Raw genomic sequence first — 20,019 nt, forward strand, 5'->3', positions numbered from 1 at the left:
GATAGTGCACAGCTCGATTGCCGCCAGCAGAAAAAACGCCACCGGAGACGATCCGGTGGCGTTGCTGAGACAGGCGCTCCTGCCGCGCTGGCGAACCGGCTTAATGAGCCCGCTGCTCAGCAAGCGTCGGCGCTGCCTTGAACTGCTTCATTAGCCCGTAGTAGAACACTCCCCCCAGGCCTGCACCAATCAACCACCCGAAGCCGTCGAGGCCGCTCAGGGCGGGGACGATGACGGTGGAGAGCGAGAATAGCGCGGCACCGCCAAAGGCCAGAAGGGCCCGGGTGTTCCAGCCGTTGACATAGTAATAGGCACCCCCGGGAGCTGAGGAGAAGAGCTCCTGCATGTTGAGATGCTGGCGCTTGATCAGGTAGTAGTCCACCACGATGATGCCGTAGAACGGAGCCACGATGGCGCCCAGTGCGTTCACAAACCCTGGCACGCCAATCTGGCTGATCACCGAAATCCATAGGGCACCCACGAAGAAGGCAATCACCGCCGTGATCAGGCCGCCCATCTTGAAGCTGATCCTGCTGGGGAACAGGTTGGCCAGATCGTAGGCAGGGGGGATGAAATTGGCGACCAGGTTGATGCCCACGGTTGCGGCAAAGAAGGTGAGGGCGGCCACGATGGTCAGCGGCAGCGAATCGACGCGCTCGACGATATCCGCTGGGTTGGTCAACGCTTCGCCAAACAGGACCAAGGTGCCCGCGGTAATGATCAGCGCAATGAACGAGAAGAACGCGACGTTCAGGGGCAGGCCCAGAAGGTTGCCCAGCTTCATCTGGCGCTCGGTTTTCACAAAGCGAGTGAAGTCGCCGAAGTTGATCACTACCGCCGCGAAATAGGCCACCATGGTGCCCACAATGGCCAGAAATGCCCCTATTCCTGCCTGCTCGCCGCTGCTATTGAAAATCGTACCGATGGCGGGGAGCAGCTCACTGCCTGCCTGTACCCAGACAATCACCATCAGCACGACCATGACCAGATAGACCAGCGGGCCTGCCCAGTTCAAAAAGTGTTTGATGCGCTCGATGCCCTGCCAAAAGATCGCAATCTGAAACAGCCACACGATCACGAACGACAGCCACGCCACTCCGGAAAGGCCGAGGAAGGAACCGCCATTGCCTGTGCCAAACAGGGCGGTGATCAGCAGTGCCACGGCCGTAGAGGCAAAGTAGGTCTGCACCCCGTACCAGAAAATACCCACGATGGCGCGCATCATGGCGGGTAGATTGGCCCCTCGTACGCCCATGCTGGCGCGCACCATCACCGGGAAGGGAATGCCATATTTCACACTGGGTTTACCGGTCAGGTTGACCAAAAACATCACGATGACACCGGCCAGAATAATGGCGGCCATCACTGCCCAGCCGTTCAATCCATAGGTAAGGAATAGCGATGCCGCCAGGGTGTAGCCAAACAGGCTCTGGATATCGTTGGACCAGACGTTAAAAATTTCAAACGACCCCCAGGTGCGGTGCTGTGGTTTCAGCGGGGCCAGGTCGTCGTTATAAAGGGTGGGGTCGATCTGCTCGATGTTCAGGTCGCTTGGGGCGGGTTGCTCATTCATGGCAAGACTCGTGATCGGGTAATGGTCGCCCGCCACGCAAGGTGGCAGGCAAGGGCAGGGCGGATTACTGAGTGAAGCGCTGGCAAGCGGGCCAGTGTTTCATCAGCAGGTAGTAGGTCAGCCCGGCGGGGATCAGGCTGGCGTACCAGGAGACCGATGAGAAAGCGAGGGCGGCTGCGATGCCGACGGCCGTGGCGATCAGTGCGGCCTGGTTGATGCCCTGATAAGGGCCGTTTTCATCGTAGAGCTTGCCGATGTCCAGCGTGCGGCGACGGATGACGTAGTAGTCCACGACCAGGATGGCGAAGATGGGGCCGAGGAAGGCCGAGTAGGTTTGCACGAACAGCTGCAGGCCTGCGGCCGACTCCGGCTGCACCAGTTTCCAGGGGAAAGTCGCAAAGGCCAGCAGACCGACGATCACGGTGGCCACCGGAAATTTGAGCTTGAAGACGTCCATCAGCACGTAGGTGGGCGGCACCACGTTGTTCAGCACGTTGGTGGTCACCTGGGCAAAGGCGATGAAGAGCAGGGTGATCATCAACAGCGGGGTGTTATCCACGGCGTTGGCGAACACCTGAATGGGGTCGGCGGTGCCGGTGGCCTGGGACACCATGTAGCCGATCAAGCCCATGAACAGCGTGCAGGGCAGAATCGACATGGCGTAAAGGGTGGTCAATAGCCCTTGTCCGGTGCCCTTTTTATGTTCACGCGAGTAATCGCTTACATTCAGCATCATGGTGCTGTAAATGCCTAGAAACAGCATAGTGGCGCTCCAGAAGGGCATGCCCCAGGAGCCTTCCATGGTCAGCAGGCTGGCCGACAGCTCATCGCCATAGCGCTGCACGGTGGCGTAGAACATGTACATCAGCGAGCAGAGAATAAAAGCGCTGCCGATATTCTCCAGCCACTTGATGCCCTGAAAGCCGAGCACCGAGAGGCCGATCTGCAAAAACTGAAAGGTGATGAAGTAGAAGATCAGGTTGTCGAAGCCGAACAGCGTCGCCGACACCATGTTGAGGGCACCGGCCCCAATCCAGCTCTGGAAGCCATACCACACGATGGCAGGCACGGCGCGCACCAGCCCGGGGATACGCGTTCCGGTAAACCCAAAGGCACTGCGCGCCTGCACCATGAACGGAATGCCGTACTTGTAACCGGCGGCGCCATTGATGGCCAGCGCCACGCCGATCACAAAACAGCCGATGGCAATGGCCAGGGTGGCTTGCAGCAAGTTGAGCGTGCCCACCACGCTGGAGCCCATGGCGAAGGTGCCAATCGACACGCAGCCACCAAACCAGGCAAGAAAGTAGGAGGTGCGCCCCATGATACGGGTGCTTTGCGGCGCCAGGCTTTCTGCCCCGACGGCTTTGCTGGCGGCTGACTGCGCCGCGTTGGGTGCTTCTTCTGAGGTAAGAGCAGAGGTAGAAGTGCTCATGTTACCGTCCTCGCAAGATTATCGATGTTATTGGTAACCCGGGCAGTAGGCTACCCGGGAGACGCTTGCGGCGTGGCGTGCTGATGCTGATATTCGTCGTGTTGTTATGGTTTTTTGTAGGCGTGCTTTCTTTTACGGCCGCTTGCTGGTGTCAGCTCTTCACTGGCGCGTGGGTGGCAGCGTCAGGTCAGAAAAATCTGAAAACTTGCCGGTAAAGGTTTTGCGGCGCGGGTAGTCCAGGTCGCCGTATTTACTGGTCTGCAAGCCCAGCCCGACGAGCGATTCGGCCAGTTTCAGCGCGGCGCTCACCCCTTCCACCACGGGCAGGCCGACTTCGCGGCTAATGGCCTGGGTCAGGTTGGCCATGCCCCCGCAGCCCAGCACGATGGCGCCAATGCCATCTTCGTCGCGGGCACGGCAGCACTCCTGCACGATACGGCTGAACGCCGCGTCCGGATGATCTTCCAGATCCAGTACGGGGATCTCGGCGGCGCGGATGCGGCGGCAGTGGTGGCGAAAGCCGTACTGCTCCAGCAGGTGCTCGGCGATGATGCCGGTGCGTCCCAGCGTCGTCACAATGGAGAAGCGAGTGCTGATCAGCGTGGCCATATGAAAGGCGGCTTCGGCAATGCCGATCACCGGAGCGCGAGTCAGCTCGCGGGCGGCCAGCAGGCCAGGGTCGCCAAAGCAGGCCACCACGTACGCATCGATACCGCCTTCGCGTTCGCCTTTCAGAACTTCTTCGGCAACGCCTACTGCGCTCACCGCTTCATCGAAGTGGCTTTCGATGGAGACCGGGCCAGCCTCGGGTTGCGTCGCGCTGATGAGGGTCCCCGGTGCTGCCTGCTTGTCGGCGGCTTGACGAATGGTTTCCGTCATGGCCGCCGTGGTATTGGGGTTGATCAGACGTATATGCACGTTCGGATACTCTTATGTGAACAATATTTTCTATCTTGTATACAAAAATAGGGCGGTTTTTAGCCAAGTGCAAGGGGCTAATGCACTTGATGCTCTCGATATGGGTTGACCAATCGTTCAGGTTTCAATAGCTTGGGCCAAGTGGGGCCGTTAAAGCGTCGAGAACTCAAATGATTAGCCCTGCGCTGCATTGCAGGCGCCGGTTAAAATGACTATTTTGTATACAAACTAAAATGCGCTGCCTCGCTAAAGGAGCCCGACCATGTCTTCCCATTACCCACGTGACCTGATTGGCTACGGCCAAACGCCCCCTCATGCCCAGTGGCCCAACGGCGCCAAAATAGCCGTGCAGTTCGTACTCAACTACGAAGAGGGCGCGGAGAATTGCGTGCTTCACGGGGATGCGGGGTCCGAGCAGTTCCTTTCCGAGATCATCGGGGCAGCCAGCTATCCGGACCGCCACCTGAGCATGGAGTCCATATACGAGTACGGCTCGCGGGCTGGCGTGTGGCGCATTCTTCGCGAATTTGAGCGTCGTGGGCTGCCGCTCACCGTGTTTGGGGTGGCCATGGCGCTGGAGCGCCACCCGGAGGTGGCGCAGGCGTTCAAGGAGCTGGGCCATGAAGTGGCCTGTCACGGCTACCGCTGGATTCACTATCAGGAAACGCCCGAGCACGTAGAGCGCGAGCACCTGCAAAAAGCCATGGAGATTTTCCAGCGTCTGTACGGTGAGAAGCCACAAGGCTGGTACACCGGCCGCGATAGCCCCAATACGCGGCGCCTGATAGTGGATGAAGGCGGGTTTCTCTACGACAGCGATTACTACGGCGACGACCTGCCCTTCTGGACCCGCGTGAGTGACAGCCAAGGCGCCGAGCACCCGCATCTGGTGGTGCCCTACACCCTGGATACCAATGACATGCGTTTTGCGGCGCCGCAGGGGTTCAATACCGCCGACCATTTCTTTACCTACCTGCGCGACGCCTTTGATGTACTGTATGCCGAAGGGGAGGAGGCGCCGAAAATGCTCTCGATTGGCATGCACTGCCGGTTGCTGGGCCGCCCGGGCCGTTTTCGTGCGCTTCAGCGCTTTCTGGACCACATCGAAGCGCATGATCGAGTATGGGTCGCCCGCCGGGTCGATATCGCTCGTCACTGGGCCGAACACCACCCCGCACCGACTCAGTAACCCAAGGATGCGATAGGACACCATGACGCCCCACATAGGACAACGGATTGCCGCCCAATTCGATGCGCTGACGGCCCAGGAGCAGCGGGTCGCCACGTTCATTCTCGACCATTTCGATGACCTGGCGGTCTACAGCGCCGCCGATCTGGCGCGACTGACGGGGGTATCCAAGTCCACGGTGAGCCGTCTGTTCAAGCGGCTGGGGTTCGAGAGCTTTCGCACGGTCAAGACCCACGCGCGGCAGCTGCGCAACCTGGGGGTGCCGCTGGTCATCGATGACGATGCCATGCAGGAGGAGGGCGGCGCACCGTTTCAGCGCCACCTGCAGCGCGAACAGGAGAATCTCCAGCGCTGCCTGGCCAGTCTGCCCCCCGCCACGTTTGCCGACTGCGTCGATGCGCTGGCGGCTGCCCAGCAGATCGTGGTCATGGGGTTTCGCAACAGCTATCCGCTGGCGTTACATCTGCGCCAGCAGTTGATTCAGGCGCGTGGGCGAGTACGCCTGGCGCCTCAGCCCAACCAGTCGCTGGCGGAAGAGATCGTCGATTTGACCGAGCAGGACACCATCGTGCTGTTCGGCTTTCGTCGTCGGCCCACGGCCTTTGCGGCACTGGTGACGGCCCTGGAGCGTTCGCCCGCCAGGGTGCTGCTGATCGCCGACCCCACCGCCGCCACTTTTGCACCGCAAGTGTCGTGGTTCATGGAAGTGCCTCTGGAGAGCTTGTCGGCCTTCGACAGCTACGCCACCGCCAATAGCCTGATTTGCCTGCTGGCCAATGCGGTGCTGCATCACAACCTGAGTGATGGGCGAGAGCGCATCAGTGACATCAGCGACCAGTACGAGGCGCTGAGTGAGCTGGCAGCGCCAGTGATGAGCGTGGATTGGGACGCTCACCAATAATGGTGCGTGCTGGTTCTTGATGCACCAAATACGAACGTTGAGGCCTGTCGAAGCGTTGCTTCGACAGGCCTCTGCCTGCCTGAAAAACTCTCAACCTGCTGTTATCCATGTGCTTTTTGCCTGAGTGGCCCTGTAATTGCTCTGCTGAGGCTGTGAAACAAAAGTTTCGGTCTGTACTTGCTTGCAACGAAGCTTTCATCACGGCGCTATTCATACGCGACTGTCGCACTCGCTGGCTTGGCCAATCGCATAACTGCAGGAGAGCATCATGGGCACGACCCCTCAGGGCTTTACACAATCTATTCAGCACTTCTTGAAACGTTGCCAATCCGGCGTGCTGGCCACCGGTGTGACCGCTGCGCTGGCCGTGGGTGGCGTGGGTGCCAGCACCGCCGTGCAAGCGGATGCGCTGGAAGCCATCGAATCCCGTGGCACCATACGCATTGCGGTCCCGCAGGACTTCCCGCCGTTTGGTTCGGTCGGCACCGATCTGCAGCCGCGCGGCTACGATATCGACATGGCCAACTACATTGCCGATGAGATGGGCGTGACGCTGGAGCTGATTACCGTGACCAGTGCCAACCGCATTCCCTACCTGCAAACGGGCCAGGCGGACCTGGTGATCTCCAGCCTGGGCAAAAACCCGGAGCGTGAAGCAGCAATCGATTTCTCGGAGGCCTATGCGCCTTTCTTCCTGGGAGTCTTCAGCGCTGACGCCGATGAAAGTATCGCCGGCCCCGACGAGCTGGCCGGTAAAACCATCGGCGTGACGCGGGGCGCCGTGGAAGACATGGAGCTGACTGAGGTCGCCCCCAGCTCGACCACCATCCGCCGTTTCGAAGATAATGCCACCACCATCTCGGCCTTTCTGTCTGGCCAGGTGGACTATGTCGCGACCGGCAACGTGGTGGCCGCAGAAATTGCCGAGCGCAACAGTCGCCGCGCACCGACCTTGCTGTATCAACTGCGTGATTCCCCCTGCTATATCGGCTTGAACAAGAACGAAGCAGCGCTGCAGGCGGAAGTGAACCGGTTGATTGCCCAGGCGCTCGAGGACGGCACCCTGAACGAGTTTTCTCAGCGTTGGTTCAGTGCCGACCTGCCTGACGGCTTTGGTAGCTGAGGATCGTCATGGGGCCAACACTCGATTTCGTGACCCTGTTGCCCTACGTCGGTGAGCTGATCAAAGGTTTGACCACCACGGTCATCTTGACCGTGGTGACCACCTTGACCGGTTTGGCACTGGCGGTAGCGGTAGCTTATCTGCGGGTAAACGGGCAGCCCTGGGTACGTTGGGGGCTGGGCGGTTACGTCGAAGTCATTCGTAACACTCCGTTCATCGTGCAACTGTTCTTTATCTTTTTTGGTCTGCCTGGCCTGGGCATCAAGCTGGATGCCATCACCGCGGCGTTTATCGCCATGACCCTGAACCTTGCCGCGTACAGTGCTGAAATCCTGCGTGCGGGCATCAGTGCCACGGCCAGGGGGCAGCTGGAAGCCGCCAGAGCGCTGGGCATGAACACCCTTCAGGGGTATCGCCATGTGGTACTGGTACCGGCTTTTGCGCGTGTCTATCCGTCACTGATCAGCCAGTCGATCATCGTCATGCTGGGGTCGGCGGTGGTGTCGCAAATTTCGGTCTTCGATCTCACCTACGCGGCCAACTTCATTCAGTCTCGCAACTTCAGAAGCTTCGAAGTCTATTTGCTGATCACCTTGATCTACCTGCTGCTGGCGTTCGTGATGCGCCGCGTCTTCATGCAAGTGGGTAAACGAGTCTTTGCCTACCAGCAAGGAGAACAACGATGATCGAATTCACCTTCTGGGATATTTTGCGCAACCTGCTGCTGGCGGCCCGCTGGACCGTGGTGCTGTCGTTGATCGCCTTTGTCGGCGGGGCCACGGTGGGGCTGGTATTGACCTTCATGCGCCTCTCCAGCTCGCGCTGGCTGCAACGCCTCACCGCGCTCTACGTGGATGTGTTTCAGGGCACCCCGCTGCTGATGCAGCTGTTCCTGATCTTTTTCGGTGCGGCGGCGCTGGGGTACCCCGTGTCTGCCTGGCTGGCGGCCTCCGTGGCCCTCACGCTGTTCAGCAGCGCCTTTCTGTGTGATATCTGGCGGGGTTGCCTGGAAGCCGTTGCCAAGGGGCAGTGGCATGCCGCTCGGGTGCTGGGCATGAACTACTTCCAAACCATGCGCCATGTCATCCTGCCCCAGGCGCTGCGGCTTTCGGTACCGCCCACGGTCGGTTTTTCGGTACAGGTCATCAAGGGCACCGCGCTGGCCTCGATCATTGGCTTCGTCGAGCTGACCAAGGCGGGCACGATGCTCAATAACGCCACCTTCGAACCGTTCACCATCTTTGCCCTGGTGGCCCTTCTGTATTTCGCGCTGTGCTACCCGCTGTCCTGCTACGCGCGCCATTTGGAGAAAAAGCTCTATGACGCTGGTCTGCGTTGATAACGTTCACAAAGCCTTTGGTGACCTGGAAGTACTCAAGGGAATCGACCTCTCCGTTGCCCAAGGCGAAGTAGTGGCCATCATTGGCCGGAGCGGCTCGGGCAAAAGTACTCTGCTGCGCTGCCTCAATCAGCTCGAACAGCACGACAGCGGCGAGATCACCATTGCCGGTCAAGCGCTGGATGCGGGTGTCATGTCCCCCCGTGAGCTGAGCGAAAACGTAGGCATGGTCTTTCAGAGCTTCAACCTGTTTCCCCACAAAACGGTGGGGGAAAACGTGTGCCTGGCCCCCGTCGTGGTGCGCGGGGAAAAGCGCGACGAGGTCGAGAAAATCGCCCGTGAAGTGCTGAGCAAGGTCGGCCTGGCCGACAAGTACGATGCCTACCCGGCACAGCTGTCCGGTGGCCAGCAACAGCGGGTGGCCATTGCTCGGGCGCTGGCCATGCGGCCCAAGGTACTGCTCTGCGACGAAGTGACCTCGGCTCTGGACCCGGAGCTGGTGGGGGAGGTGCTGCGCGTGCTGGAGGCGCTAGCGGCGGAAGGTATGACGCTGATTCTGGTCACCCATGAAATGGGCTTCGCCAGAGACGTGGCAGATCGCGTGGTATTCATGCACCAGGGGCGCATCCATGAAGAGGGCGAGCCGGGCGAACTGTTCAGCCGCCCCCAGACCGCCGAGCTGAAGCAGTTTATCTCGGCGGTGCTGTAGTAGTTGAGGCCTCGGCGTTAGCGGCCTCAGGGTCAGACCGGGAGCCCGGTACTGCCAGCCCTAAAGGGTTGAGCAGTGCTAGTTGGGAATCTAGAGCGCTATTTTTATGAAACTAAAGTTTCTATATTTGTCATATTTGGGAGCTTTGTTTCATGCGTGGTTCGGTATAAGCTTCCGGTCAGTGCCATATTCTCGTATACAAAAACGTCAGGGAGGCCCCCATGCCAGCCAATTACTATGCGCCCACCGGCGGACACCCGCCGCAAACTCAGTTGACCGCTGACCGTGCCGTTTTCACGGAAGCCTATGCGCTGATCCCCAAAGGGGTGATGCGCGATATCGTGACCAGCAACCTGCCTTTCTGGGAAGGCACGCGGCTGTGGGTATTGGCGCGTCCGCTGTCCGGGTTTGCAGAGACGTTCTCTCAATACATCATGGAAGTGCAGCCCGAGGGCGGCAGCGACAAGCCTGAGCTGGACCCTCAGGCAGAAGGGGTGCTGTTCATCGTGGAAGGAGAGCTGACGCTGACATTGGCTGGCGAGCGTCATCTCATGGGCCCTGGCGGCTACGCCTTCATTCCCCCCGGCAGCCACTGGCAGGTTCGCAACGAGTCCCGCGAGCCGGTGCGCTTCCATTGGGTGCGCAAGGCCTATGAGTTCGTCGAGGGGCTGGACGTACCGCCGGCCTTCGTCACCAACGAGCAGGAGATCGCACCGATCGAGATGCCGGGCACGGAAGGGCGCTGGGCAACGACGCGCTTTGTCGAACCTGGCGATGTGCGCCACGACATGCACGTCAACATCGTGACGTTCCAGCCCGGTGGCGTGATTCCGTTCGATGAAACCCACGTGATGGAGCACGGGCTCTACGTGCTGGAAGGCAAGGCGGTCTACCACCTCAACCAGCAGTGGGTAGAAGTGGAAGCGGGGGACTTCATGTGGCTACGGGCGTTCTGCCCTCAAGCCTGTTACGCGGGTGGGCCTGGTCCGTTCCGTTATCTGCTGTACAAGGATGTGAATCGTCACGCGGCGTTGCGCCTTGGCGCTCGCTAACGCTGGCGCACAAGCACACTGAACTCCAGGAGCCATCATGCTGACACTCGAAGCAAAACCCCTGACACAAGCAGCATTTGAACCATTTGGCGAGGTGCTCGATGCGCGCATCTCGCCATCGTTTCCGATCAACGCAGGGCGTACCCAGCGGCATCACGACCTGGCGCGGGTCGAGACGCTGGGCGACAACCCACGCACCCTGGTGAGCATCTTTGTCAGCCAGCCGGTGTCGCTGCCGTTGACGCTGACGTTTCTGGAGCGCCACCCGCTGGGCAGCCAGGCCTTCATGCCGCTGCACGAAGAGCGTTTCATCGTGGTGGTCGCCCCGCCCGGCGACACCATCGCGCCCCAGGACGTTCGGGCCTTCGTGACGGATGGCCGCCAGGGGGTGAACTACCGAGCAGGTACCTGGCACGCCATTCAGTCGGTGCTGGAGCGGGAAGGCGAGTTTCTCGTGGTGGACCGTGGCGGAGATGGCAACAACTGTGACGAGTACCCGCTGTCCTTGTGCGTGCACGTGGCGCCGTAATCGCCGACATTGGCCGTTGCAACAAGTACATGCGAGTGTCATCTTGCTTGGGGTATGCTGATACGCGAACATTTCCTCTTTTACTGGTCAGGACATTTATGAGCACAAACACCCATATCCCCCTTCGTCGTACCAAGATCGTCGCTACCCTTGGCCCTGCCAGTGACCGCGAGGGCGTACTGGAGGCCATGCTGAAGGCAGGGGTGGATGTGGTGCGCTTGAACTTTTCGCATGGCACCGCCGACGACCATCGGCGTCGCTTGGCCCGGGTGCGTGAGATTGCTGCCCAACTGGGCCGCAGCGTAGCGGCGCTGGGCGACCTGCAAGGCCCCAAGATCCGCGTTGCCCGTTTCAAGGAGGGCGCCGTGTATCTGGAAGAGGACCAGGACTTCGTGCTCGACATGGCCATGGACAGCGATGCCGGTACGCAGCAGGGCGTCGGTTGCGACTACAAGACCCTGGCCGATGACGTCACGACCGGCGACCGCCTGCTGCTGGACGATGGCCGCGTGGTGCTGGACGTGACCCGTGTCGAAGGCAAGCAGGTACACACCCGGGTGGTCGTGGGGGGCAAGCTCTCCAACCACAAGGGGATCAACAAGCAGGGGGGAGGCCTCTCCGCGCCGGCCTTGACCGAAAAAGACAAGGCCGACCTGAAAACGGCGGTGGAGATCGGCGTCGATTACCTGGCGATTTCGTTCCCGCGCTCGGCAGAAGACATGCGTGAAGCACGTCGGCTGCTGGGCGAGGAAGGCAAGGAGATTGGCCTGGTGGCCAAGGTCGAGCGTGCCGAGGCCGTGGCCGACGAGGCGACGCTGGATGGCATCATCGAAGCCTCCGAAGCGGTCATGGTAGCGCGTGGTGACTTGGGCGTGGAAATTGGCGATGCCAAACTGGTCGGCGTGCAGAAACGCATGATCAAGCGCGCCCGTTCGCTCAACCGGGCCGTGATCACGGCGACCCAAATGATGGAAAGCATGATTTCTGCGCCGCTGCCTACCCGAGCAGAAGTGTTCGACGTGGCCAACGCCGTGCTGGATGGCAGCGATGCCGTGATGCTGTCGGCAGAAACGGCGGCGGGCGACTACCCGCTGGAAACCGTCGAGGCCATGGCGCGCGTGTGCCTGGGAGCCGAGCGGGAGCGGGTGGCGCAAGAGTCCGGACACCGTATTCATGAAGGCTTTACCCGGCCGGATGAAACCATTGCCCTGTCGGCCATGTACGCCGCCAACCACATGAAAGGGGTAGCGGCGATTGCCTGCATGACGGCGTCTGGCTATACGCCGCTCATCGCATCGCGGATTCGCTCCGGTCTGCCCATCGTGGGCCTGGCACACAACCCCATCGCTCAGCGTCGCATGGCGCTTTATCGCGGCGTGGTATCGCTGCCTTTCGATACCTCCGAGATGAGCGCCACCGAGCTGAATGACCAGGCGTTGACCCTGCTGGTCAAGCAAGGGGTCGCCAAACTGGGTGACCATGTCATCCTCACCCGTGGCGACCACATGAATGCTCACGGCGGCACCAACACCATGAAGGTGATGGTGATTACCGAGCAGCATGTGGAAAGTGCCAAGGCCTAAGCGCATGCGTTGGCTGCTGTGCCTCGGTTGCCTGCTGCTGGGTGCGCCTGCCATGGCAGGCGCACCCATCGTAGCGGCGGCCTCCAGTCTGCACTTCTTTTTGGAAGAGGCTTCTGAACGGTTTACCCAGCAAACCGGGCATACGCTGCGCCTCAACCTGGGCTCTTCCGGTAACTTCCGCCGTCAGATCGCCCAAGGGGCGCCCTTCGAGCTGTTTCTTTCCGCCGATGAGGGCTTCGTGCAAGCGCTCTACCGGGAAGGGCACGTCGAGGATGAAGGCGTGATCTATGCACGTGGGCGGCTGGCCTGGGTACAGCCTGCCGGTCGCTATCCTTCACCCGATGAACAGGCGCCCCTGGCGGGCGTGGAAGACGCCGTGGCCGCGTTGCAGAATGGCCAGCGCCTGCGGATAGCCATGGCCAGCCCCGAGCATGCACCGTATGGCGTGGCCGCCCAGCAAGTGCTGGAAAGGGCAGGGCTCTGGGAGGCCAGTCGCCCGCTGCGCATACAGGGGGAGAACGTTTCCCAAGCGATGCAGTTTGCGCTGTCCGACGACGCAAGGGGCGGGCTGGTGGCTTATTCGCTGGTGCTGGCGCCTGGGCTGGCGGCCCGTAGCGAGAGCGTGCTGATCCCCGAAGCGTGGCACACGCCGCTGACTCAGCGCATGGTGCTGACCCCTCACGCCGGAGAAACCGCCCAGGCCTTCTATGGCTGGCTGCAACAGCCCGAGGCCCAGGCCCTCTTTCGCGCCTACGGCTTCAGTACCGAGTGATGGACTGGACGGCGCTGGGGGTCTCGCTGCGGCTGGCGGCGTTGACGAGCCTGCTGCTGGTGCCACTGGGCATCTGGTGCGGGCGGTGGCTGGCCACGGCTCGGTTTCGTGGCAAGGGCGTCTGCGAAGCGCTGATTGCCCTGCCTCTGGTGCTGCCGCCCACGGTGCTGGGCTTCTATCTGCTGCAGCAGTTTGGACGCGATGCGCCGCTGGGCAGCGCCTGGGCAGCGCTCACCGGCAGCGGCCTCAACTTTACCTTCACCGGGATTCTGCTGGCCTCTTTGATTGCCAACCTGCCGTTTGCCATTCAGCCCATTCAGCGGGCCTTCGAGCATGTGCCCGTGCATTTACGCGAAGCGGCCTGGTGTAGCGGGCTCAGCCCTTGGCAGACCCTGTGGCGTATCGAACTGCCGCTGGTGTGGCCAGGCATCCTGTCGGCGACCGCGCTGACCTTTGCCCATACGCTGGGGGAGTTTGGCGTGATTCTGCTGGTGGGCGGCGCCATCGATGGCGAAACCCGAACGCTCTCCATTGCCATTTATGACCGAGTGCAGGCCTTCGACGAGCAGGGCGCGGCCACCATGTCGGCGCTGCTGCTGGCCATCTCGCTGGCGACGTTGGGGCTGGTCTATGGGTTGGCGGGCAGGCGCAGGTGGGCACGTGGCTGAGTTGACGGTGTCCGTGCATCAGGCGGGGCCCATCCCCTTGAACGCCAGCTTCCGCTGCGCGCCGGGGGAGTTACTGGCGCTGGTGGGACCATCGGGCAGCGGCAAGACCACGCTGTTGCGCGCCATTGCCGGGCTCTACCATCCTGCCCAGGGCCACATCAGCTGTGCCGGTGAGCGGTGGCTTTCGGCCGGGCAGGGGCCGCGCCAGGCACTGACACCCCAGCAGCGCAAGGTGGGCATGGTCTTTCAGGACTATGCGCTGTTCCCGCACCTGACCGCGCAGCAGAACGTCCAGGTCGCCATGGGTCACCTCCCCCCAGTGGCAAGACCCGCACGTGCCGCGCAATGGCTGGCCCAGGTGCGCCTGGAGGGGCTGGAGAACCGCTACCCCAGCCAGCTTTCGGGAGGGCAGCGTCAGCGGGTTGCCTTGGCGCGGGCACTGGCACGAGAGCCCCGCGTGCTGCTGCTGGACGAACCCTTTTCTGCGGTCGATCAGGTCACTCGGCGCCGCTTGCAGCGTGAGCTTGCGCTGTTGCGTCAGCAAATTGCCATCCCCATCGTGCTGGTCACCCACGACCTCGAAGAAGCGACGGCCTTGGCCGACCAGATCTGTGTGCTGCACAACGGCACCAGCTTGCAGCAGGGCGGCCCGGAGCGGCTGTTTCGCCAGCCTGACACGCCCCTGGTGGCGCGTTTGCTCGACCGCCACAATGTTTTTCAGGGGCAGGTGGTCAACACGGCCAGCGGGCCACGGCTGCAGTGGGGCGAGTGGTGGCTGGAAGTCGCTCGCGGCCTCGAACACTGCTCGGCGGGGGAGAACGTGACCTGGTATCTGCCGCCGTCGGATATCGTCTTGCACCGACGCGGGCGGCCCTCCCAGGGGGAGCGCGAAAACCCGGTGACGGCCACGGTGAGTGAAATGGTGGTGCTGGGCAGCATGACCTCGGTTTCGCTGCGCGTTTCGCATGGGGATATGCTACGTTTCGATATCGCTACCCACGCGGCCAAACGCAACCAGCTGGCGTTGGGGGAGCCTGTGACCGTCTCGCTGCTGGCCGAGGGAATTCACCTCATGACCTCGCCGCAGGCCACTGTATAGGAAGAAGGAATCTGTCATGACCCTGTCCCGCCGCCAACTGCTGAAAACCACCCTGGGGGTCTCCCTGGCGAGCTGCCTGCCGCTGTCGCTCGTGACCGCCATGGCCGCCGAGTCGGCCATGGTCGATACCCTGCCGCTGGCGATTCACAGCGAGGGCGGGCCGCATCGTCTGGAAGTGGAAGTAGCCGAAACGGTCGCCCAGCGTCAGCGTGGGCTGATGGGACGTGAGCACTTGCCAACCTCACGCGGCATGCTGTTCCGCTTCGAGAGCGAACAGCCTGCAGGCAATGCGTTCTGGATGTATCGCACGCTGATCCCGCTGGATATCGCTTACATCGATGACGAAGGCCGCATCGTGGCGATCAATACCATGCAGCCCTGTGAGTCCAGCACCCCGCGTGAGTGCCCCTCCTATCCTGCAGGCGTGGCCTACCATGCCGCCCTTGAGGTAAACGCGGGATACTTTGCCGAGCGTGGCATCCAAGTGGGCGACTGCGTGTCCGTGCCTGCGCTGGCCGGCTTTTGCCGCCCGGAGTAACTCCGCATACCAGCCAGCAGTGAGTGAAGACGCTGCGGCGAAAGTCGATGGCCAAAAGCAGCGGCCAGCGCTTCCCTTCACTCAGTGAGCGCCTACAATGGGGTGTCGCTGACGGGGCTTTCCCGTATGGCGCGGAGCGCCCGCCAGATCACGGCGTTCTTCACGACTCATAAAAATGAAAAAAGGATCGATAACAATGACGCTGACACGCTCCATGGCTCGTTTGACCGCTGGCTTGGCCGGTGCTGCACTGCTTTCCGCCGCTTTTTCTGCACAGGCGCGTGAACTCTCTGTTTCCACGGTGTTGTCCGATGCCTTCCCCTGGGGCCAGGCCGCTGAAAAATGGGCAGAACTGGTGGAAGAGCGCAGTGGCGGCGAACTGACGCTGCGGGTATACCCCAACTCCCAGCTGGTCTCCGGTGACCAGACCCGCGAGTTTTCCGCCATGCGCTCCGGGCTGATCGATGCGGCCGTCGGTTCGACCATCAACTGGTCGCCGCAAGTGCCGGAGCTCAATCTGTTCTCCTTGCCGTTCCTGATTCCTGACGAAGCCGCCGTGGACGCGGTGACCGGCGGTGAAGCGGGTGACATGGTCTTCGAGGCCATCGAGTCGCGTGGCGTCATGCCGTTGGCCTGGGGTGAAAACGGCTTTCGCCAGGTGTCCAACTCCCGCGGCCCCATCAGCCAGCCGGAAGATCTGGACGGCCTGAAAATTCGCGTGGTGGGCTCGCCCCTGTTCCAGGACACGTTCTCGGCACTGGGCGCAGACCCGACCCAAATGAGCTGGACCGACGCTCAGCCCGCCCTGACCACCGGCGCGGTCGATGGCCAGGAAAATCCGCTGTCGGTGTTCGACGTGGCGCGCATCGACCAGGTGGGCCAAGCGCATTTGACGCTGTGGAACTACATGAACGACCCGCTGATTTTTGCGGTGAACCAGCAAGTGTGGCGTACGCTCAGTGAAGAGCAGCAGACGATGCTGCGTGAAACCGCGCAGGAAGCCGGAGCGTGGGAAATCGCCATGACCCGCGAGCAGGAGCATGAGCGGCTGTCCGCCATTCAGGAACGCGGGGTGACCGTGACCGAGCTGACCGATGAGCAGTACCAGGCGTTCGTGGAGGCGACCCAGTCCGTCCATGAAAAGTGGGTGCCCCGCATCGGCGAAGCCCTGGTAGAAGCTGCGCAAGCGGCAATCGACGCACGCTGATATTTCGCTAGCCGCTGCCGCCGCTCCCGAGCGGTGGCTATTTGTGTGGGGTTGCCATGAAAGGCCTTCCTGATGCCCGGCCCGAACGCTGGCTGGGCGCCCTGGCGTTGATCATCATCTCGCTGATCAGCCTGGGGAACGTCATCACGCGTTACATTACCGGCGGTTCTTTCTCGTTTACCGAAGAGTTCTCGGTGTTTCTGCTGGTGGTGCTGACTTTTGCGGGCGCCTCCGTCGCCTTGCGCCACGACCGGCATATTCGCCTGGGCTTTCTGGAGCGCGCCTTGCCTCCAAAGTGGCGGGGCGTCCTGATCCTGTTCCAGGCGCTGTGTGGCTTGACGGTGTTGGCCCTGATTACCTGGTATGGCGGCAAGTTGGCCTGGCAGGAGCGGGAGTGGCAATCGACCTCGCCCGGGCTGGGGCTACCCCAATGGTGGTACTTGGTGTGGCTGCCGGTGCTGACACTGGCCATGAGCTGGCGATTGGTGCAACAGACCCGGGCGCGCTTGAAAGGGGAGTTTCCTCATGACGCCTGATATCTGGATGATTCTGGCGTTCGCGGGCCTGCTGATTGCCGGTGTGCCGGTGGCCTTCTCACTGGCGCTGGCCGGTTCTGTGGGCATTGTCGCGGGGCTCTCGCCCGACATGCTGGCGACCCTGGGCACCAACACCTATAACAGCATCGCCAAGTACCCGCTGATCGCCATTCCGCTGTTCATATTGACCGGACTGATTTTTGAGCGGGCAGGGGTCGCGCTGCGTCTGGTGCGCTTTGCTCAGGCCTTGATTGGCCCGCGCCATGGCGGCCTGGCGCTGGTGGCCGTGCTGGTATGCATGATCATGGGCGGCATGAGCGGCTCGGGCCCGGCCGATGCTGCCGCCGTGGCCATGGTCATGCTGCCCAGCATGACCAAAGCGGGCTACCCGAAACCGTTTTCTGCCACGCTGATTGCGGCCTCTGCGTCGACCGCGATTCTGATCCCGCCCTCGGTAGCGCTGATTCTTTACTCCATCGTCGTGCCGGGAGTGGACCTGCGGGCACTCTTTGCCGCTGGCCTTTTTCCGGGCGTGCTGGCCGGGTTGGCACTGCTGGTACCCGCCATGCTGGTCGCCAAGCGCTACGGCTGGGAGGGCACCCCAGTGGAGGGGGCCGAGCGGCTGAGCGTACGCGGCACCTTTCGTGATGCCCTGCCTGCGCTGTTTGCGCCGATCTTGATCCTCGGTGGCCTGCGCTCGGGCCTGTTCACGCCTACCGAGGCTGCCGTTGTGGCCGTAGCTTATGGGGCGCTGGTGGGGCTGCTGCTGACCCGTGAGCTGACGCTGCGTGATTTATGGCAGCTGCTGGGCGAAGCCGCGATCATTTCGGGGGTCGTGATGCTGATCATTGCTCTGGCCGGTATTTTCGCCTGGGCAGGCACCATGCTGGGCACGTTCCGGCACATGGCCGAGTGGATCATTGGTTTGACGGATAACGGCGTACTGCTGCTGATACTGGTGATGCTGGCCGTATTGGTGGCGGGCATGTTGCTGGATGCGATCTCCATTTATCTGATCATGATGCCGATTCTGATTCCGGTGATGCAGCATTTTGAGTGGAATCCGGTATGGTTCGGCATTCTACTGGCCATGAACATTGCCATTGGTCAGTTCACCCCGCCTGTGGCGGTCAACCTCATGGTGACCACCGAGGTCGCCAAAATTCGTCTGGAGCATACGATAGGCTGGGCCATGCTGTTCGTGCTGGCCATGGGCTGTGCGCTGGCGCTGGTGGCCATGTTCCCGAGCATTGCACTGTGGTTGCCGGGCGTGCTGGGCTATAACGTTTGATGCCTGGTGACAACACGCACAGCCCGTCGAGGATACCCTATGCAAAAATGGTATGGCCCAGGCGGGCATGTTTAACGCTGACTAAACGTTATAGATGCGCAAACCCCGCTAAACTTATTCCCAATGGCGTACCGAGGCAATCCGCCGCTGCCCTCAGCAATGAGGCGTTCACCGTTGGTTGCCCTCGACATCCAGGAGGGTGGTGGTGTTGCCTGGTGGGTAGCTAGTGAACGGTAAAAACGTCTCTCGTGGCTGCCATCGCAAGCGTGAAATGGCTGTGCGCTTCGCCAAGTGGTTTTTTTTTCGCTAAAGTAGTCACTGTCGGCAGTAATTGCCGAGGTTGATAACAGACTGTCTTGACAACGTTTTGGAACTGTAGCACCTGAAGGGAACCGTTCTGCAGGTGGTTGCAAAGCGCATAACGCTCACAACATCAAGATAAAGAGGTGTATTCATGAAACGCCATGTATTTTCTACTGCGGCCTTCTCGGGCGCGTTCATCGCTGCGGCTTCCTTCGCCTCTCCGGCGGTAGCACAGGACCGTTACATCACCATCGGTACCGGTGGCCAAACCGGCGTTTATTACGTCGTGGGTCAGTCGGTGTGCCGCATGGTCAACCGTGGCAGCGATGAGCACAACATTCGTTGTAACGCACCGTCCACCGGCGGTTCCGTGGCTAACGTCAATGGGCTGAAAAGCGGCGAGCTGGACATGGGCGTTGTCCAGTCAGACGTGCAGTACCGTGCTTACCATGGTGAAGCCAACTTTGAAGAGGACGGCGCGTGGGAAGAGATGCGTGCGCTCTTCACCATGCATGGCGAGCCGCTGACCGTAGTTGCTCGTGCCGATTCCGGTATTGAAAGCATTACCGACTTCCCCGGCAAGCGCGTCAACATCGGTAACCCCGGTTCTGGCCAGCGTAACACCATGGATGTGGTGATGAACGCGTTTGGTTGGGACGAGAGCACCTTCGCTCTGGCTTCTCAACTGGACGCTGCCGAGCAGGCGGCTGCGCTGTCTGACAACAACATCGATGCCATGGTGTACGTGGTAGGCCACCCGAACGGCTCTATCCAGGAAGCCACCACCACCATCGATGCGCGTCTGGTATCGGTCACTGGCGATGAAATCGACAGCCTGATCGAAGAGTACCCCTACTACACCCGTTCCGTGATCCCGGGCGGTCTCTACCGTGGTAACGACGAAGACGTCGAAACCTTCGGTGTGGCAGCGACCTTCGTGTCTTCCACGGCGGTAGATGAAGAGGTGGCCTACGAAACGGTCAAGGCCGTGTTCGAAAACTTCGACCGCTTCAAGCGCCTGCACCCGGCGTTCGAGAACCTGAACGAAGAAGACATGATCTCTGACGGTCTGACCGCACCGCTGCACGATGGCGCTGCGCGTTACTACCGTGAGCGTGGCTGGATCGAATAAGTACGGAAAAGCGATACTGCTGGCTAGGGTGAGCAGCGTCGTGATGAGTGATAAAGCGCGGGCACCTTGGGTGTCCGCGCTTCTTGTTGAAAGCACTGATTCACAGTGCTGACCATTAGGCA

At 61.2% G+C, this 20,019-nt stretch carries 20 protein-coding genes; 17 read left to right on the top strand and 3 right to left on the bottom strand.

Annotated elements, in window-relative coordinates; translation table 11 throughout:
- Positions 1-100: 100 nt before the first annotated feature.
- From HSS18214_RS0115615 to HSS18214_RS0115625, 3 genes are all read right to left on the bottom strand, one after another.
- Complete coding sequence (locus tag HSS18214_RS0115615) at positions 101-1,573, bottom strand: NCS1 family nucleobase:cation symporter-1 (protein WP_016916205.1); 1,473 nt, start codon at positions 1,571-1,573, stop codon at positions 101-103.
- A 64-nt stretch (positions 1,574-1,637) separates the two neighbouring features.
- Positions 1,638-3,008, bottom strand: coding sequence for an NCS1 family transporter (locus tag HSS18214_RS0115620; RefSeq protein WP_016916206.1), 1,371 nt, complete (start codon positions 3,006-3,008; stop codon positions 1,638-1,640).
- A gap of 159 nt (positions 3,009-3,167) precedes the next feature.
- The gene (locus HSS18214_RS0115625) at positions 3,168-3,926 is read right to left on the bottom strand and encodes an aspartate/glutamate racemase family protein (protein WP_016916207.1); all 759 of its coding nucleotides are present in this window, start codon (positions 3,924-3,926) and stop codon (positions 3,168-3,170) included.
- A gap of 262 nt (positions 3,927-4,188) precedes the next feature.
- Here HSS18214_RS0115625 and puuE point away from each other — a divergent pair, with 262 nt between their 5' ends.
- From puuE to HSS18214_RS0115715, 17 genes are all read left to right on the top strand, one after another.
- Positions 4,189-5,115, top strand: coding sequence for an allantoinase PuuE (puuE, locus tag HSS18214_RS0115630; protein ID WP_016916208.1), 927 nt, complete (start codon positions 4,189-4,191; stop codon positions 5,113-5,115).
- A gap of 22 nt (positions 5,116-5,137) precedes the next feature.
- The gene (locus HSS18214_RS0115635; protein ID WP_016916209.1) at positions 5,138-6,016 is read left to right on the top strand and encodes a MurR/RpiR family transcriptional regulator; all 879 of its coding nucleotides are present in this window, start codon (positions 5,138-5,140) and stop codon (positions 6,014-6,016) included.
- A 268-nt stretch (positions 6,017-6,284) separates the two neighbouring features.
- Positions 6,285-7,139, top strand: a complete 855-nt coding sequence (locus HSS18214_RS0115640; protein WP_016916210.1) for a transporter substrate-binding domain-containing protein — start codon at positions 6,285-6,287, stop codon at positions 7,137-7,139.
- A gap of 8 nt (positions 7,140-7,147) precedes the next feature.
- Positions 7,148-7,825 (top strand): amino acid ABC transporter permease, encoded by a 678-nt coding sequence (locus HSS18214_RS0115645; RefSeq protein ID WP_016916211.1) that lies wholly within the window; start codon positions 7,148-7,150, stop codon positions 7,823-7,825.
- Positions 7,822-8,478 carry an amino acid ABC transporter permease gene (locus tag HSS18214_RS0115650; RefSeq protein WP_016916212.1) on the top strand — a complete coding sequence of 219 codons (657 nt, stop codon included), beginning with the start codon at positions 7,822-7,824 and terminating at the stop codon, positions 8,476-8,478. Before HSS18214_RS0115645 ends, HSS18214_RS0115650 begins: the two co-directional genes overlap by 4 nt.
- Positions 8,459-9,187: an amino acid ABC transporter ATP-binding protein gene (locus HSS18214_RS0115655; RefSeq protein ID WP_016916213.1), complete on the top strand. Its 729-nt coding sequence runs from the start codon at positions 8,459-8,461 to the stop codon at positions 9,185-9,187. The genes HSS18214_RS0115650 and HSS18214_RS0115655 overlap by 20 nt, the downstream gene beginning before the upstream one ends.
- Positions 9,188-9,408: 221 nt before the next feature.
- On the top strand, positions 9,409-10,239 hold the full coding sequence (locus HSS18214_RS0115660) for a bifunctional allantoicase/(S)-ureidoglycine aminohydrolase (protein WP_016916214.1): 831 nt from the start codon (positions 9,409-9,411) through the stop codon (positions 10,237-10,239).
- A gap of 37 nt (positions 10,240-10,276) precedes the next feature.
- Complete coding sequence (locus HSS18214_RS0115665) at positions 10,277-10,768, top strand: ureidoglycolate lyase (RefSeq protein WP_016916215.1); 492 nt, start codon at positions 10,277-10,279, stop codon at positions 10,766-10,768.
- 98 nt (positions 10,769-10,866) lie between these two features.
- Positions 10,867-12,351 (top strand): pyruvate kinase, encoded by a 1,485-nt coding sequence (gene pyk, locus HSS18214_RS0115670; protein WP_016916216.1) that lies wholly within the window; start codon positions 10,867-10,869, stop codon positions 12,349-12,351.
- A gap of 4 nt (positions 12,352-12,355) precedes the next feature.
- The gene (gene modA, locus HSS18214_RS0115675) at positions 12,356-13,123 is read left to right on the top strand and encodes a molybdate ABC transporter substrate-binding protein (protein WP_016916217.1); all 768 of its coding nucleotides are present in this window, start codon (positions 12,356-12,358) and stop codon (positions 13,121-13,123) included.
- Positions 13,123-13,791, top strand: coding sequence for a molybdate ABC transporter permease subunit (gene modB / locus HSS18214_RS0115680; RefSeq protein ID WP_016916218.1), 669 nt, complete (start codon positions 13,123-13,125; stop codon positions 13,789-13,791). The genes modA and modB overlap by 1 nt, the downstream gene beginning before the upstream one ends.
- Positions 13,784-14,890: an ABC transporter ATP-binding protein gene (locus HSS18214_RS0115685; protein ID WP_016916219.1), complete on the top strand. Its 1,107-nt coding sequence runs from the start codon at positions 13,784-13,786 to the stop codon at positions 14,888-14,890. The genes modB and HSS18214_RS0115685 overlap by 8 nt, the downstream gene beginning before the upstream one ends.
- 16 nt (positions 14,891-14,906) lie before the next feature.
- On the top strand, positions 14,907-15,428 hold the full coding sequence (locus tag HSS18214_RS0115690; RefSeq protein ID WP_016916220.1) for a DUF192 domain-containing protein: 522 nt from the start codon (positions 14,907-14,909) through the stop codon (positions 15,426-15,428).
- A gap of 196 nt (positions 15,429-15,624) precedes the next feature.
- Complete coding sequence (locus HSS18214_RS0115695) at positions 15,625-16,635, top strand: DctP family TRAP transporter solute-binding subunit (protein WP_016916221.1); 1,011 nt, start codon at positions 15,625-15,627, stop codon at positions 16,633-16,635.
- 56 nt (positions 16,636-16,691) lie between these two features.
- Complete coding sequence (locus HSS18214_RS0115700) at positions 16,692-17,171, top strand: TRAP transporter small permease (RefSeq protein ID WP_016916222.1); 480 nt, start codon at positions 16,692-16,694, stop codon at positions 17,169-17,171.
- Positions 17,161-18,462, top strand: a complete 1,302-nt coding sequence (locus HSS18214_RS0115705; protein WP_016916223.1) for a TRAP transporter large permease — start codon at positions 17,161-17,163, stop codon at positions 18,460-18,462. Before HSS18214_RS0115700 ends, HSS18214_RS0115705 begins: the two co-directional genes overlap by 11 nt.
- A gap of 454 nt (positions 18,463-18,916) precedes the next feature.
- Entirely contained in the window at positions 18,917-19,897 is a 981-nt protein-coding gene (locus tag HSS18214_RS0115715) for a TAXI family TRAP transporter solute-binding subunit (RefSeq protein WP_016916224.1), read from the top strand.
- Positions 19,898-20,019: the final 122 nt, after the last annotated feature.

It is taken from the genome of Vreelandella stevensii S18214, from assembly GCF_000275725.1.
GTDB classification, from domain to species: Bacteria; Pseudomonadota; Gammaproteobacteria; order Pseudomonadales; family Halomonadaceae; genus Vreelandella; species Vreelandella stevensii.

Excerpts from the sequence above, each read along its gene's own strand:
- HSS18214_RS0115615 (WP_016916205.1), bottom strand. The coding sequence starts at position 1,573 with ATGAATGAGCAACCCGCCCCAAGCGACCTGAACATCGAGCAGATCGAC.
- HSS18214_RS0115620 (WP_016916206.1), bottom strand. The coding sequence starts at position 3,008 with ATGAGCACTTCTACCTCTGCTCTTACCTCAGAAGAAGCACCCAACGCG.
- puuE (WP_016916208.1), top strand. The coding sequence starts at position 4,189 with ATGTCTTCCCATTACCCACGTGACCTGATTGGCTACGGCCAAACGCCC.
- HSS18214_RS0115635 (WP_016916209.1), top strand. The coding sequence starts at position 5,138 with ATGACGCCCCACATAGGACAACGGATTGCCGCCCAATTCGATGCGCTG.
- HSS18214_RS0115640 (WP_016916210.1), top strand. The coding sequence starts at position 6,285 with ATGGGCACGACCCCTCAGGGCTTTACACAATCTATTCAGCACTTCTTG.
- HSS18214_RS0115645 (WP_016916211.1), top strand. The coding sequence starts at position 7,148 with ATGGGGCCAACACTCGATTTCGTGACCCTGTTGCCCTACGTCGGTGAG.
- HSS18214_RS0115650 (WP_016916212.1), top strand. The coding sequence starts at position 7,822 with ATGATCGAATTCACCTTCTGGGATATTTTGCGCAACCTGCTGCTGGCG.
- HSS18214_RS0115655 (WP_016916213.1), top strand. The coding sequence starts at position 8,459 with ATGACGCTGGTCTGCGTTGATAACGTTCACAAAGCCTTTGGTGACCTG.
- HSS18214_RS0115660 (WP_016916214.1), top strand. The coding sequence starts at position 9,409 with ATGCCAGCCAATTACTATGCGCCCACCGGCGGACACCCGCCGCAAACT.
- HSS18214_RS0115665 (WP_016916215.1), top strand. The coding sequence starts at position 10,277 with ATGCTGACACTCGAAGCAAAACCCCTGACACAAGCAGCATTTGAACCA.
- pyk (WP_016916216.1), top strand. The coding sequence starts at position 10,867 with ATGAGCACAAACACCCATATCCCCCTTCGTCGTACCAAGATCGTCGCT.
- modA (WP_016916217.1), top strand. The coding sequence starts at position 12,356 with ATGCGTTGGCTGCTGTGCCTCGGTTGCCTGCTGCTGGGTGCGCCTGCC.
- modB (WP_016916218.1), top strand. The coding sequence starts at position 13,123 with ATGGACTGGACGGCGCTGGGGGTCTCGCTGCGGCTGGCGGCGTTGACG.
- HSS18214_RS0115690 (WP_016916220.1), top strand. The coding sequence starts at position 14,907 with ATGACCCTGTCCCGCCGCCAACTGCTGAAAACCACCCTGGGGGTCTCC.
- HSS18214_RS0115695 (WP_016916221.1), top strand. The coding sequence starts at position 15,625 with ATGACGCTGACACGCTCCATGGCTCGTTTGACCGCTGGCTTGGCCGGT.
- HSS18214_RS0115700 (WP_016916222.1), top strand. The coding sequence starts at position 16,692 with ATGAAAGGCCTTCCTGATGCCCGGCCCGAACGCTGGCTGGGCGCCCTG.
- HSS18214_RS0115705 (WP_016916223.1), top strand. The coding sequence starts at position 17,161 with ATGACGCCTGATATCTGGATGATTCTGGCGTTCGCGGGCCTGCTGATT.
- HSS18214_RS0115715 (WP_016916224.1), top strand. The coding sequence starts at position 18,917 with ATGAAACGCCATGTATTTTCTACTGCGGCCTTCTCGGGCGCGTTCATC.